Origin of the sequence: Pseudomonas cichorii, from assembly GCF_018343775.1 — a bacterium.
Taxonomy (GTDB): domain Bacteria; phylum Pseudomonadota; class Gammaproteobacteria; order Pseudomonadales; family Pseudomonadaceae; genus Aquipseudomonas; species Aquipseudomonas cichorii.
Genome location: NZ_CP074349.1, coordinates 3,319,585 through 3,334,025, shown reverse-complemented (window position 1 = coordinate 3,334,025; position 14,441 = coordinate 3,319,585). Strand labels below are relative to the sequence as shown.

Genomic DNA, 14,441 nt, shown 5'->3' with positions numbered 1-14,441 from the left:
GCCGAACAGAATGCCTGTTTTTATCCTGGGTGCGCTGCCGCCAGCAATTCCCTGGTGTAAGGATGCTGAGGCGAATCGAAGATGGTGTGGCTGGCGCCGTACTCGACCACTTTGCCGTCCTTGATCACGATCAGATCATGGGCCAGCGCCTTGACTACGGCCAGGTCATGACTGATGAAAAGATAGGTCAGACCATGTTTTTCCTGCAGGTCGCGCAGCAGTGCAACGACTTGTTTTTGTACCGTACGATCCAGCGCCGAAGTGGGCTCGTCGAGCAGTATCAAGGCTGGCTTGAGCACCAGGGCCCGGGCAATCGCAATACGCTGGCGCTGGCCGCCGGAAAACTCATGGGGATAGCGATGGCGGCTTTGCGGGTCGATGCCGACTTCTTCCAGCGCCCGGATCACTTCTGCCTCACATTGCTGTGCGTCCAGTTTTCGGTGGACTTCCAGGCCTTCGCTGATGATTTGCGCCACTGACATGCGCGGGCTGAGACTGCCGTAAGGGTCTTGAAACACCACCTGCATCTCTTTACGCCATGGGCGCATCTGCTTCTGACTCAAGCCATCCAGAGCCTGTCCTCGAAAGCGGATACTGCCACGAGACTCCAGCAGGCGCAGGATTGCCTGACCAAGTGTCGATTTGCCCGAACCGGATTCGCCGACTATCCCGAGCGTCTTGCCACGCTCGATGCTCAAGCTGACATCATCGACGGCCTTCAGATACTCCTTGTGCCGACGCAGGATACCGCCCGCCAGGGAAAACCAGACGCGCAGATTCTCGACTTCCAGCACCTTTTCCCGGGTATCCCGTGGCAGCGGCTCGCCCGCAGGCTCAGCATCCAGCAACAGGCGGCTGTAAGGGTGTTGTGGCGATTTGAACAGTGACTGGCAATCGGTCTGCTCGACGATTTCACCGGCGCGCATCACGCAAACCCGCTGGGCGACGCTATGCACCAGATTCAAATCATGGCTTATCAATAGCAGCGACATGTTCAGGCGCTGTTGCAGTTCCTTGAGCAGCAACAGGATCTTGCGCTGTACGGTCACATCCAGTGCGGTGGTCGGCTCATCGGCAATCAGCAGTTCCGGCTCGCAGGCCAGAGCCATTGCGATCATGATCCGCTGGCGTTGGCCGCCGGACAGTTCGTGAGGGTAGGCCTTGAGGCGCTTTTGCGGCTGCTGGATGCCCACCAGCTCCAATAACTCTATGATTCGGGACTCAGCCTCGCGTCCACTGATGCCGCGATGCAGGAGCAGCGTCTCGCCGATCTGCCGGGCGACGGTGTGCAGCGGGTTCAGGGACGTCATGGGCTCCTGAAAAATCATGGCAATCCGATTGCCTCGCAACTCACGCAAGGTCCGGTCGCTGGCACCGATCAGTTCCTGGCCGCGATAGGTGATGCTGCCGGTGCTGGTCGTGCCTTTTTTGGGTAGCAATTGCAGGATCGAGTGGGCCGTGACGGATTTACCCGATCCGGATTCGCCCACCAGTGCCAGGCATTCCCCCGCGCAGATATCGAGGCTCAGGTTGCTGACGACCTTCTGCTCACCGAAGGCGATGTTCAGGTTGCGTATTTCGATCAGCTTTTCTGACATTTCAGGGTCTCGAATCAAATCGGGGGGATCAAGATCGCGGATCAAGATCGGGGATCAAACGCATCACGCAAGGCTTCACCAATGAACACCAGCAGCGTCAGGATCAACGCCAGGGCGAAAAAGGCTGTCAGCCCGAGCCACGGCGCTTGCAGGTTCTGCTTGCCCTGAGCGATCAGTTCGCCCAGCGAAGCACTGCCAGCCGGCATGCCGAAGCCCAGGAAGTCGAGTGCCGTCAGGGTCGAGATGGCTCCGGTCAGGATAAACGGCAGGTAGCTCAGGGTTGCGGTCATGGCGTTGGGCAGGATATGCCGCACAATCACCTTGCGATCACCCAGCCCAAGGGCGCGGGCTGCCTTGACGTATTCCAGGTTACGACCGCGCAGGAATTCGGCGCGCACCACATCCACCAGGGTCAGCCAGGAAAACAGCGCCATGATGCCCAGCAGCCACCAGAAACCGGGCTCGACGAAGCCTGACAGGATGATCAGCAGGTACAGCACCGGCAGACCTGACCAGACTTCCAGCAGACGCTGACCGATCAGGTCCACCCAGCCGCCGTAATAACCTTGCAGTGCCCCGGCCGCGATGCCGATCAGTGCGCTGATGGCGGTCAGGATCAAGGCAAACAGGATCGACACCCGCGCCCCGAAGATGACCCGCGCCAGCACATCCCGAGCCTGATCGTCGGTGCCCAGCCAGTTGGTGGGCGAGGGCGGGCTGGGGGCCGGGAGCGCCAGGTCGTAATTGGGCGTGTCGTCACTGAACGGAATCGCTGGAAACACCATCCAGCCATTTCCCTTGGCGATGAGCGTGTGCACGTATTCGCTGCGGTAATCGGGCTGGAAGGGCAGTTCCCCGCCGAATTCCTGCTCGGTATAGCGCTTGAGAACCGGGAAGTAGAGCGAACCCTGATAGCTCACCACCAACGGTTTGTCATTGGCGATCAGTTCGCCGCCCAGTGTCAGTGCAAACAGCGCACAGAACAGCCACAGCGACCACCAGCCCCGACGGTTGGCGCGAAAGCGTTCCAGGCGGCGTTGAGCCAGCGGAGAAAGCCTGCGCATCAGGCATTCCTCGCGCTGAAGTCGATGCGCGGATCGACCAGGGTGTAGCAGATATCACCTGCCAGCTTTATCAGCAGGCCGAACAGGGTAAAGATGAACAGCGAGCCGAACACCACCGGGTAATCCCTTGAAACGGCGGCTTCGTAACTCATGCGCCCCAGGCCATCGAGGGAGAAAATCACCTCGATCAGCAGCGAACCGGCGAAGAACACAGTGATAAATGCCTGGGGAATACCGGACACCACCAGCAGCATTGCGTTGCGAAACACATGGCCGTACAGCACACGCCGCTCGCTCATGCCCTTGGCTCGGGCTGTCGTGACGTACTGGCGGGTGATTTCATTGAGGAAGGCGTTCTTGGTCAGCAGGGTCAAGGAGGCGAATCCGCCGATGACCAGCGCCGATACCGGCAGCACCAGATGCCAGAAGTAATCGGCGATCTTGGCCCATGTCGAGAGCTGGTCGAAATCATCCGAAACCAGGCCGCGCACCGGGAACCAGTGCAGCGAGGTGCCGCCGCAGAACACCACGATCAGCAACATGGCAAACAGAAAGGCCGGAGTGGCGTAGCCGATGATAATGGCGGTGCTGCTCCAGATATCGAACTGGCTGCCGTGCCTGACCGCCTTGCGAATGCCCAGCGGAATCGAGATCAGGTACGTCAGCAGCGTTGCCCAGAGTCCGAGAGAAATGGAAACCGGCATCTTTTGCAGGATCAGATCGGTCACCGTGGTTCCACGAAAGAAACTGTTACCGAAATCCAGGCGTGCGTAGTTTTTCAGCATCAGCCATAACCGCTCGTGCAGCGGTTTGTCGAAGCCGTACTGACGCTCGATCTCCTTGATCAGCTTGGGATCAAGGCCACGGGAAGCTCTTGATTGACCGGTGTTGACCGACTCTGTCGCGCCTGCGCCAACACTGCTGTTACCGATGCCTTGCAGACGGGCGATGGCTTGCTCCACGGGGCCACCGGGAGCGGCCTGCACGATAAAGAAGTTGACCAGCAGAATGCACAACAGCGTGGGAATGATCAGGAGCAGGCGGCGCAAGATATAACCGAGCATTCACTTCATCTCCGAAACAAGGGCTGAAGCGCCGCGTTTTGCTGCAAATTGCTCGTTATTGAGCGGAGTGGGGCTGACTTCCCACCAGGTTTCGATGGCTTCGCTGTTGCTGGCCTGGATTTTCGGGATACCGAAACGATTCCACCAGACAGTGGAGGAGCCCGGCGGGTAATAGTTGGGAATCCAGTAGTAGTTCCATTGCAACACCCGATCCAGGCTATGGGCGTAGTCGGTCATGGTCGCCTTGTCGCCCGCTTTTACAAGGCCTTCGATCAAGGTGTCCACGGCGGGGTCTTGCAACGCCATGTAATTGCTGGAGCCGGGGTCGTTGGCCACCTTCGATCCAAAGCTGTTATAGAGGTCCGCACCCGGTGAAGTCGACACCGAATAACCGGTCACGATCATGTCGTAATCACGGGCCATGACACGGTTCAGATACTGGGCCGCATCGATCCGCCGCACATCGAAGTGGATACCGATCTGCGCCAGATTGCGCTTGTAAGGCAGCAGCAGACGCTCGAAACCCGGTTGACCATTGAGGAAGGTAAAGCTGAGCGGCTCGCCCTGGGCGTTGACCAGTTGATCGCCCTTGGGTTTCCAGCCAGCTTCCTGCAATAGCGCCAGCGCTTGCAGTTGTTTGTCGCGTATAAACCCCGTGCCATCGGTTTTCGGGTTCTTGAAGACCGTCGTGAAGGCTTCGTCGGGAATCGAACCACGCAAGGGCTCGAGAATCTTCAGTTCGGCAGGTGTCGGCAATTGGCTGGCGGCCAGTTCCGAGTTCGAGAAATAACTGTCCTGGCGGATGTACATATTGCGCATCATCTGCCGGTTGGCCCATTCAAAGTCCCAGAGCAGAGACAGCGCCTGACGCACGCGGCGGTCCTGAAACATCGGGCGATTCAGGTTGAAGACGAAGCCTTGCGTACTCTGGACCGCTCCCTTGGCCAGATGCGCCTTTTGCAACAGGCCCTCGCTGAGCGCCGGGCTGTCGTAGCGAATCGAATAACCGGTTGCCGAGTATTCGCGGTTGTAATCGTAGGCGCCGCCCTTGAGCACCTGCCGCGCTACATCGGTATCGCCAAAGTACTCGATACTGAATCGGTCGAAGTTGTACATACCTTTATTGACCGGCAGATCCTTGCCCCACCAGTTCGGGTTACGCTCGAAGGTGATACTACGCCCCGGATCCACATGGCTGATCCTGTAAGGGCCGCTGCCCAGTGGAACCTCGAAGCCTGCGCCACCGGCAAAGTCACGGGTTTTCCACCAATGCTCGGGAAACACAGGCAACGAGGCCAGATCCAGGGGCAGGGTACGGCTGTCATTATTCTTGAAGTCGAAGCGAATCCGGCTTTCGGATTCCACTTCCAGACCCTTAACCGCTTCAAAGCGGGTGCGGTATTGCAGGCTGCCTTGCGTCATCAGCAACTCATAGGTGTATTTCACGTCACTGGCCGTGATCGGCGTGCCGTCGGCAAAGCTTGCGCGTGGGTCAAGATAGAAGCGCAGGGACATACCGTCTTCCAGGCGCTCCATTTTCTGTGCGATGAGCCCGTATACCGTGTAGGGCTCGTCCAGGGATTTGACGGCCAGGGGTGAATACAGCATGCCGCTGATCTGTGTGACCCCTATGCCTTTATCGATATAGGGAATCAGATGGTCGAACTGGCCGATGTCCGTTGCCGAGCGGCGCATGCTGCCGCCTTTGGGCGCCTCGGGATTCACGTAGTCGAAATGCTGGAAGCCGGCAGGATAGCGCGGCGGCTCGCCATAGACGGTCAAGGCATGCTGCGGCGCCGCCAGCACCTGTTGAAAGCCCGTGATCAGCACCAGCAGTGCAGTTAGCAGTGGTAAGAAAACAGAACGCATTACTTGAATCCTGACTGAGGTTCGCAAATGAACATCAGGGTTGAAGGCATGCGCCAAGGTACCGGATCGCAAGGGGCTTTGTAACCGTAATTGTCAATAAAGACGGGAGCTTGTGAAGGGGGCACAAATGAAAACGGCCCATCCGAAGATGAGCCGTTCCATGTGCCTCAGCGAATCAGGATCAGTCCTGACGGCTGGTCACTTCCAGCAGGTGATAACCGAACTGGGTTTTCACTGGGCCTTGCACGGTATTGACTGGCGCGCTGAATACGACGGTATCGAATTCCTTGACCATCTGGCCTGGACCGAACGACCCAAGGTCGCCGCCCTGACGGCTCGACGGGCAGCTGGAGTTGGCCTTGGCGATTTCAGCGAAATCAGCGCCGCCTTCGATCTGAGCCTTGAGTTCGTTGCATTTCTCTTCGCTCGAAACAAGGATGTGGCGGGCAGTGGCTTTAGCCATGGGAAAGTATCTCCTGTGAAAAAAAAAGAAAGAGCCTACCGGAATCAAGGCTGCATTTCCTGATAAAAGTTCATCGAGAAGCGATTACCTGTAGCGCAACCGGTCCACCGCCTGGCGCAGCAACTGCTCGCTGCCTTCCCAGCCCAGGCAGCCATCGGTCACCGAAACCCCATACTGAAGCGTTTCACTCAAGGGCTGGCAGCCATCGAACAGGTGACTTTCCAGCATCATGCCGATCAACGATTTGTCGCCCTGCAAGCGTTGTTCAAGCACGTCATTGAACACCTGTGGCTGCCGTAGCGGGTCTTTACCGCTGTTGGCGTGGCTGCAATCGACCATGATCCTTGACGCAATCCGGTTCTTTTCAAGGCTGGCGCGCACCTGGGCAACGCTCTGGCTGTCGTAGTTGGGGCCGCGATGGCCGCCGCGCAGGACGATATGAGTGTCCGGGTTGCCCTGAGTCTCGATGATCGCCGGATGACCGTGACGATCCATCCCGAAATGGCGATGGGGGTGAGCTGCCGAACGCATCGCGTCACTGGCCACTGCTACGCCGCCATCGGTGCCGTTCTTGAAACCTACCGCCATGGGCAGGCCGCTGGCCATTTCCCGGTGGATCTGGGATTCGGTGGTGCGTGCGCCAATGGCCACCCAACTGAGCAGATCATCGAAGTAGCCTGCTGCCATGGGTTGCAGGATCTCTGTGGCAACCGGCAGGCCCATGAGCAGCATTTCGCGCATCAACTGGCGTGACAGGGTGAGGCCGGCGGCCATGTCGTCACTGCCATCGAGCTGCGGATCGTAGGCAAGGCCTTTCCAGCCTACGGTGGTGCGAGGCTTTTCGACGTAGGCGCGCATCACCAGCAGCATCTGATCGCTGACTTCGGCGGACAGGCTGGCCAGGCGTTCGGCGTATTCAAGGGCTGATTGCGGGTCGTGAAGAGAGCAGGGACCTACGATCACCAGGAGGCGGGAATCTTCCCCGGTCAGTATCGAGCGCACGGCACGGCGGTGGGCTGCGACCTGTTCGTTCAGGGCGGCGGTCAGTGGCAGACGGCTTTTCAGCTCGAGAGTACTGGGCAGGCGCGTTGGAGCGGGCGTGTTGTCGAGCAGAGTGACATTGCTGGACAGGTCGGACGGTTTTACGGCAACGGACGAGTTCATGATCTGGTTTCCTGGGCTGGCGGGCATGTTCCCGCGCAAGACCCTATTGGGGTGTTCGACAATTGGCCTGACTGGCTGTGCGTGTGAGGTTGCCACCTGGCAGTGACCGATCGGAGGCGGCTGGTTGTCCCGAACGGAGGTTGCTAAATCGCCAGGCGAAGTCGATGTCGTTGCGGTAATAGAAAGTGGTGTTCATGTCGTATTCCTCATGTGGATTCAATCGGGCTTTCGAGAGCCCCAAAAAACAAAACCCCCGGTCGGGTAGCCGACCGGGGGTAGAGAATTCTCTGGTTGGCGTCCCCTGAATCTGGGCGCCTTTTGGGTATCAGGCGCGCCAGTGGCTAAACCAATACCCGTAATAAACGTTGACCGGCAGGCAGACACCAACCGAGGCAGCCCGCGCAGCCGCGCCTGCTACCGAGCGTTCAACGCTGGCAGGATGCAAAGGCTGTGATGAGGCGGATGGCAACATGATGTGTCTCCATAGGTTGAGCGCGAGCTTACCGTAGGCGAATGGCCTGATTCAATTGGAAAATTCAATCGACTTAATTGGCGTCCGTGTGCGGGCCTTCATGAACGCTGGCCATTAAAAGAGATCAAGGTTTAAACGGCAGGTTTTTCTATGGACAGGTTCTGTCAGAAAAGTCGACACCGACAGTCGGATTGTTTGTTTATTAATTGCAGATGTTGGACCGGGAGATATTCTCAGCTTTCAGTCTCTTGTGCTGGGTCACTGCTGTGCGAAGGGATGACGCCTATCTTCATACCCAGTAAAACCGCCACTTTATGGGCTTCTCCGCGACGGCCTTTCTTGCGGCCAGCCAATACTTGGTAAGTAGTTGCCGGGTCAATGTCGTTTTCCCGAGCAAATTCTTGAACCGATTTTCCCTGTTGTTCGAGCCAAGCCTTGGCTTGTGCAGCAGTACGTATTCCGGGCATAGTTCAAAACCGTTCAAATAAGTTTAATTCTGTCTGGATTCTACCATTCGTAAGGATGGGGTCAACAAGGTTATGCATTCAAATGAGTGGAATCGGTTATCGATTGAGAAAAGAAAGGGAGCGTCTTGGGCTCTCTCAACGCGCCTTTGGTGAAATCGGTGGCGTGGAGGCTAATGCTCAGGGGAAATACGAGAGTGGCGATCGTGCGCCAAAGGCTGACTATCTAGCCGCGGTAGCGGCCAAGGGTGTCGATGTCCTTTACGTGTTGACCGGGATGCCTACGCCTGTTCCCATCGATAATCTCAGTAGCGCCGAAGAAAAAGTATTGGGAAGTTACAGAACCTTACTCAAGGAGGATCAGGATGCAATAAGCCGATTGACCATCACTCTGGCCGAACTGTCGGCGTCCTACACCATTCACAACAAGTCGTTGCCTGATGATCATTGATGGCAGATCTGCCAATCAAGCGCTTTTGCGAAAAAACACTGGCGTCTTAAGAGGTTAGTGATAGTTTGTTGGCAACGCTTTCCACGTATCCGTGTGATGCGGATCTTGTCCTGTGCTGCCGTTTCTGCACGATTTCCCCCACTTTCTGGTCTGCAGGGATTAGTGCGGTAATCGGCTTTGTACTGAAACGGCAACAGGCGCTAGGTCTGACTCATGGTTTTTGTTATGGTGGCTGGCATTCGTTATGACTGTTGCGTGAGGTGTCTGCTTGATTAGGGTGCTAGTTGTCGATGACCATGATCTTGTCCGCACAGGCATCACCCGCATGCTTGCCGACATAGATGGCTTGCAGGTTGTCGGTCAGGCTGACTCTGGCGAGGAGTCCCTGAAGAAAGCCCGGGAACTCAAGCCTGACGTCGTGCTGATGGATGTCAAGATGCCTGGCATCGGAGGTCTTGAAGCGACTCGCAAGTTGCTGCGCAGCCATCCCGAGATCAAGGTCGTTGCCGTTACGGTGTGCGAGGAAGACCCTTTCCCGACGCGCCTGCTTCAGGCTGGCGCAGCTGGCTACATGACCAAAGGGGCAGGGCTTGCGGAAATGGTGCAGGCCATTCGCCTTGTATTTGCCGGTCAGCGCTACATAAGCCCGCAGATTGCTCAGCAACTGGCATTGAAGTCTTTTCAGCCACAGGTCAACAATTCTCCGTTCGATCTGCTTTCCGAGCGCGAAATCCAGATTGCCCTGATGATTGTCGGCTGCCAGAAGGTTCAGACCATTTCCGACAAGCTATGCTTGTCACCCAAGACCGTTAATACCTACCGTTACCGGATTTTCGAGAAGCTTTCGATCAGCAGCGATGTCGAGCTTGCATTACTGGCTGTACGTCACGGCATGGTTGATGCCAGCGCCTGAACATGACCCAATCGTTTGATCCAAGTGCGTTTCTTGCAACATGCAGTGGCCGTCCTGGCGTCTATCGCATGTTCGATACTCATGCCCAGCTTCTTTATGTCGGCAAGGCCAAGAACCTCAAGAAACGCCTGGCCAGCTATTTTCGCAAGACCGGCCTTGCACCCAAGACCAGCGCGCTGGTTGCCCGCATCGCCCAGATTGAAACCACCATCACGGCCAACGAAACCGAAGCGCTGTTGCTGGAGCAGACCCTCATCAAGGAGTGGCGGCCTCCTTACAACATCCTGTTACGCGACGATAAGTCTTATCCCTATGTCTTTCTGTCCGACGGTGCGTTTCCGCGCCTGAGCATTCATCGCGGTGCCAAGAAGGCCAAGGGGCGATACTTCGGGCCTTATCCAAGCCCAGGTGCGATTCGTGAAAGCCTGAGCCTGCTGCAAAAGACGTTTCTGGTTCGCCAGTGCGAAGACAGCTACTTCAAGAACCGTAACCGGCCTTGCCTGCAATACCAGATCAAGCGCTGCAAGGGGCCGTGTGTCGGGCTTGTGGAGCCGCAGGTCTATGCCGAAGACGTGCGTCATTCGGTGATGTTTCTCGAAGGGCGCAGCAATGCCCTGACCGATGAGCTGAACGAGTCCATGGAAAAGGCCGCCATGGCCCTGGATTTCGAGCGGGCTGCCGAACTGCGTGATCAGGTGGCCTTGCTGCGTCGGGTTCAGGATCAGCAAAGCATGGAAGGCGGGACCGGTGATGTGGACGTGGTGGCAGCGTTCGTGAATCCGGGCGGCGCCTGTGTGCATCTGATCAGTGTGCGCGGCGGGCGTGTACTGGGCAGCAAGAACTTCTTCCCGCAGGTTGGTATAGAAGAGGAGGTCGGTGAAGTGATGTCGGCCTTTCTGGCCCAGTACTTTTTGGGTGGCGTCGACCGTGAATTGCCCAGCGAGGTCATCGTCAATGTGGTCCACGAGGACTTCCCGACGCTGATCGATGCCATCGAAGAGTCCCGTGGCCGCGAGATGACCATCAGCCACAGGGTTCGTGGCACCCGTGCGCGCTGGCAGCAACTGGCCGTGACCAATGCGGAACAGGCTCTGAGCGCACGTCTGGCCAATCGTCAGCATGTGGCTTCGCGATTCGAGGCGCTGGCAAAGGTTCTCAAGCTCGACGAGCCGCCTCAACGGCTAGAGTGTTACGACATCAGCCATTCCAGCGGCGAAGCGACCGTGGCGTCCTGTGTGGTCTTTGGTCCTGAAGGGCCGATCAAGTCCGATTATCGGCGCTATAACATCGAGGGTGTCACGGGGGGCGATGATTATGCCGCCATGCATCAGGCCCTGACCCGACGCTTCAGCAAAATCAAGGACGGCGAGGGCAAGTTGCCCGATATCCTGCTGGTGGACGGTGGTAAAGGGCAACTGTCCATGGCCCGGGATGTACTGAACGAACTGGCGGTTCCCGACCTGATCCTGCTCGGCGTGGCCAAGGGCACGACCCGCAAGGCCGGTTTCGAGACCCTGTACCTCAATGATGCCGCCCACGAGTTCACCTTGCCGGGCGATTCTCCCGCTTTACACCTGATCCAGCAGATTCGCGACGAGGCTCACCGCTTCGCCATCACCGGTCACCGTGCCCGACGCGGCAAGACACGCCGCACGTCGACCCTCGAAGGCGTGGCTGGCGTAGGCCCGACCCGACGCCGGGATCTGCTCAAACACTTCGGTGGATTGCAGGAATTGGCCCGTGCGAGCATCGATGAAATAGCAAAAGCACCCGGAATTAGCAAAAAGCTGGCAGAGTCGATTTATGCAAACCTGCACAGCGAGTAGAATGCTCGCTCACCTCGTAGCCAGTTGTGCCGATGAATATCCCTAATCTGATTACCGTTCTGCGTGTTTTACTGATCCCGATCTTCATTCTGCTGTTCTATTTGCCTTATCACTGGAGCTACATGGCGGCCAGTAGCGTGTTCGCCTTTGCCGCTGCGACTGACTGGCTCGATGGTTATCTGGCACGTCGTCTCGAACAAAGCACGCCATTTGGCGCCTTTCTCGATCCGGTGGCAGACAAGCTGATGGTGGCGGTCGCGCTGGTTCTGCTGGTTCAGACCCACGCCAACCTGTGGTTGACCCTGCCGGCTGCCGTGATTATCGGTCGTGAGATCGTGATCTCGGCATTGCGTGAATGGATGGCCGAAATCGGCGCACGGGCCCAGGTGGCCGTGTCCAACATGGGCAAATGGAAAACCGCCGCGCAGATGCTGGCGCTGGTCATCCTGCTGGCCAACCCGCCTGCGGTCACCTTCTGGGTGATCCTCGGCTATGCATTGCTGCTGATTGCAGCAGGGTTGACCTTGTGGTCGATGGTCCAGTATCTGAGAGCCGCCTGGCCTCACCTGAAAACCACCGCCGAAAAGAAATAACTTTTTTGAATCAAGGGCTTGACGAATAAACGCCAGCGTATAGAATGGCGGCCATCACCAAGCGGGAATAGCTCAGTTGGTAGAGCACGACCTTGCCAAGGTCGGGGTCGCGAGTTCGAGTCTCGTTTCCCGCTCCAGATTCACAAAAACGCCACTCAATAGAGTGGCGTTTTTGTTTGTGTGTTTTCTGTCAGGCTGTGCCTGCCCGCTTTCATCTTCCCCTGCTTTTCCCGTCTGAGAGGTTCAGTGTGGTTTTGCCTGGATGATCGAAAAGGGTGTAGCGGTTTCACTGATGTCTTCAACCGTGAAGCCGGCGTGCTCGATCAGTCTGCAGAACTCCTCTGCGGTACGTTCCTTTCCGTTACCAAAGAGCAGCATCTCAATGTCACAGAGTTGCGTGAAGGGTGATTTTTTAGCCGGATCAATGATCTGCTCCACAATAAAAAGCTGCCCATCCACCGATAACGCATTTCGACTGTTCTCCAGTATTGTCAGAGCCTCTTGATCCCCCCAATCATGCATGATGAATTTCATTACATGGGTGTCAGCCGAGGTAGAGAATCTGTCGAAAAATGAACCCTCAATCAATTTGCAGCGACCCTGGGAGATAAAGTCCTGGAGATATGGAGTGTGTCGAGCCTGTTCGAGAGCTTCGGGCAGGTCGAGCAGGCGGCCTTCCAGATGATGGTGTTGTGACAGGATTTCAGCAAGAAATATACCTCTCCCGCCTCCAATATCAATGACGGATTTCGCGTCTGAAAGATTCATGTGTTGAACTATCTTTGGTCCCCAGAGTAACGATAGGCTGTCCATGGCGCTATCAAACAAGGCCCTGTCATCAGGAGTACCCTGCAAATAGTCGAACAGTGGCATTCCCATGATGTGGTCAAATGCCGGTTTTTCCAGATTCAGTCTTTGGAGTAAATGCTCCCAGGTTTTTACGTGCCAGCCTTGGGCGCAGAACAGTGCAAGTGGACGAAGCGAGTTGCTTCTGTTGGAGCAAAGCAAACTGCCCATCTCCGTCAGTTCAATATGGTTTTTGGCGCATCCGCTGATAAGTCCAAATGCCTCGATTGCGCCCAGTAAGCGATGCAGTTCCTTTTCCCTGACCCCTAGTCCATACGCCAGGCCTTCTGTGCTGTGAGTGCCTTCTTGTATTTTATCGATCAATCCGAATTGGGTTGTGGCATATATGACTTGAGACGCCCAGGCTCCGGTAATCAAATTCAATAATTGCATTTCGGATGAATGCGGGCAGGGCATCTCGGCCGCTGACAGTGCGTTTTTTCGTGAGTGATTTTTCATGTGAAAGCTCTGTTAAGAGAGGGTATGTATGCCCATTACTGATAAATGGCTGTCATTTTCATGAAACCCGTTGAAAATCTCCCGCTTTCAGGAACGAAACACAGAATGCTATCGCCATTGCTCAGCTTTTCGCTGTTGAGAAGCTCTGCAAGCATGAAATAGATGGAAGCTGCTCCGATATTTCCGACGCGCTCCAGATTTGTATACCAGCGCTCATCGGGTATTTCGAAGTTTATGGATTTCAAGGAGTCGTAAATCCGCTGGCGAAAGAATTTGGAGGAGTAGTGTGGTAGAAACCAGTCGATCTCTTCCGGTGTCAGTGCTCTTTTCTCAAGAATATCCTGAAGCCCTTTGGCAATGGTAATGTTCACAACATGTTCATTGAGAAGTTTGACGTCCTGTTTTATAGCGAATACGGAGTGTTCGCCCAGCTCCTTGTACGAGTTGAACTCTCGCCATCCTGTCAGTGTTCCGTCTTTATTTTTTATCGCTCCTGCATACATGCAGACCGGTAGTAAATTGGCATAGGACAGTATCTCGATCCAGTCAATCCGCAGAGAAATACCGCTTGGATTCGGTTTGTCGTTCAAGAGCACCGCGCCTGCCCCATCCGATAACATCCAGCGGAGAAAGTCTTTCTCGAACGCGATTTCAGGCTGTGCTTCCAGTTCATGAATAGCTGATTCGGATTCTTCCGTGAAATGTTTTCCCTGCATGAATGTGGACGCCAGTTCAGAACCCGTTGCAATGGCCTGGTGCCTCAAGCCTGAGAGAATCGACACGTATCCGTATTTGATTGCAGACAGTCCAGAGAGACAGACTCCGCTGAATGAAGCCAGCTCGCAGGGTGGACAGGCAAGCTCTCCATGCACCATCGAGGCGTGACTTGGGAAAATCTGATCCGGACTGCTGGTGCCGCAACAGAGTAATTCCAGGGTTGATAACACTGGGTTTTCAATCCTGAGGTTGCGAACCGCCTCGGCAGTGAGCTGTGCGTTGTTATGGGTAAGTCGATGAGTTGCCGGGTCAATTGCGTAATGACGGTTTCGGATTCCGTTACTTTTCAGGATTTTCTGCCGCACGCGTGAAGTTTTGCCTGCTACGGTACCAAGAATATTTTCCATGTCATCGTTCGAGACAGGTGCGCCAGGCAAAAAAGTAGCGGCGCGGTTGATATAGACTGATGAGCTCATGA

The 14,441-nt window shown here is 56.1% G+C and carries 13 protein-coding genes and 1 tRNA gene; 5 read left to right on the top strand and 9 right to left on the bottom strand.

Annotated features, from left to right (window positions below):
* Positions 1-20: 20 nt before the first annotated feature.
* The 7 genes from KGD89_RS13925 to KGD89_RS13895 form a co-directional block, all read right to left on the bottom strand.
* A complete protein-coding gene (locus KGD89_RS13925; protein ID WP_025260385.1) occupies positions 21-1,598 on the bottom strand; it encodes an ABC transporter ATP-binding protein in 1,578 nt (525 codons plus the stop codon).
* Positions 1,599-1,639: 41 nt separating this feature from the next.
* Positions 1,640-2,662 carry an ABC transporter permease gene (locus KGD89_RS13920; RefSeq protein WP_025260384.1) on the bottom strand — a complete coding sequence of 341 codons (1,023 nt, stop codon included), beginning with the start codon at positions 2,660-2,662 and terminating at the stop codon, positions 1,640-1,642.
* The gene (locus KGD89_RS13915) at positions 2,662-3,726 is read right to left on the bottom strand and encodes a microcin C ABC transporter permease YejB (RefSeq protein WP_025260383.1); all 1,065 of its coding nucleotides are present in this window, start codon (positions 3,724-3,726) and stop codon (positions 2,662-2,664) included. Before KGD89_RS13915 ends, KGD89_RS13920 begins: the two co-directional genes overlap by 1 nt.
* Positions 3,727-5,595, bottom strand: coding sequence for an extracellular solute-binding protein (locus KGD89_RS13910; RefSeq protein WP_025260382.1), 1,869 nt, complete (start codon positions 5,593-5,595; stop codon positions 3,727-3,729). It lies immediately after the preceding gene.
* 181 nt (positions 5,596-5,776) lie between these two features.
* Positions 5,777-6,058 carry a peptidylprolyl isomerase gene (locus KGD89_RS13905; RefSeq protein WP_002553340.1) on the bottom strand — a complete coding sequence of 94 codons (282 nt, stop codon included), beginning with the start codon at positions 6,056-6,058 and terminating at the stop codon, positions 5,777-5,779.
* Between the two features lie 84 nt (positions 6,059-6,142).
* A complete protein-coding gene (locus KGD89_RS13900) occupies positions 6,143-7,222 on the bottom strand; it encodes a 3-deoxy-7-phosphoheptulonate synthase (RefSeq protein WP_025260381.1) in 1,080 nt (359 codons plus the stop codon).
* Between the two features lie 705 nt (positions 7,223-7,927).
* Positions 7,928-8,161 carry a DNA-binding protein gene (locus KGD89_RS13895; RefSeq protein WP_074569075.1) on the bottom strand — a complete coding sequence of 78 codons (234 nt, stop codon included), beginning with the start codon at positions 8,159-8,161 and terminating at the stop codon, positions 7,928-7,930.
* A gap of 82 nt (positions 8,162-8,243) precedes the next feature.
* Here KGD89_RS13895 and KGD89_RS13890 point away from each other — a divergent pair, with 82 nt between their 5' ends.
* The 5 genes from KGD89_RS13890 to KGD89_RS13870 all read left to right on the top strand — a co-directional run bounded on the left by KGD89_RS13890 (position 8,244) and on the right by KGD89_RS13870 (position 12,078).
* A complete protein-coding gene (locus KGD89_RS13890) occupies positions 8,244-8,609 on the top strand; it encodes a helix-turn-helix domain-containing protein (RefSeq protein WP_025260380.1) in 366 nt (121 codons plus the stop codon).
* Positions 8,610-8,877: 268 nt separating this feature from the next.
* The gene (gene gacA, locus KGD89_RS13885; RefSeq protein ID WP_025260379.1) at positions 8,878-9,522 is read left to right on the top strand and encodes a response regulator transcription factor GacA; all 645 of its coding nucleotides are present in this window, start codon (positions 8,878-8,880) and stop codon (positions 9,520-9,522) included.
* 2 nt (positions 9,523-9,524) lie between these two features.
* Positions 9,525-11,348, top strand: coding sequence for an excinuclease ABC subunit UvrC (uvrC, locus tag KGD89_RS13880; RefSeq protein WP_025260378.1), 1,824 nt, complete (start codon positions 9,525-9,527; stop codon positions 11,346-11,348).
* Between the two features lie 32 nt (positions 11,349-11,380).
* Positions 11,381-11,941: a CDP-diacylglycerol--glycerol-3-phosphate 3-phosphatidyltransferase gene (pgsA, locus tag KGD89_RS13875; protein ID WP_025260377.1), complete on the top strand. Its 561-nt coding sequence runs from the start codon at positions 11,381-11,383 to the stop codon at positions 11,939-11,941.
* 61 nt (positions 11,942-12,002) lie between these two features.
* Positions 12,003-12,078: transfer RNA gene (locus KGD89_RS13870), tRNA-Gly, on the top strand.
* A 106-nt stretch (positions 12,079-12,184) separates the two neighbouring features.
* On the opposite strand, the gene KGD89_RS13865 is transcribed toward KGD89_RS13870, so the two are convergent.
* Positions 12,185-13,246, bottom strand: coding sequence for a methyltransferase (locus tag KGD89_RS13865; protein WP_025260376.1), 1,062 nt, complete (start codon positions 13,244-13,246; stop codon positions 12,185-12,187).
* 35 nt (positions 13,247-13,281) lie between these two features.
* Positions 13,282-14,439, bottom strand: coding sequence for a beta-ketoacyl-ACP synthase III (locus KGD89_RS13860; protein ID WP_025260375.1), 1,158 nt, complete (start codon positions 14,437-14,439; stop codon positions 13,282-13,284).
* Positions 14,440-14,441: the final 2 nt, after the last annotated feature.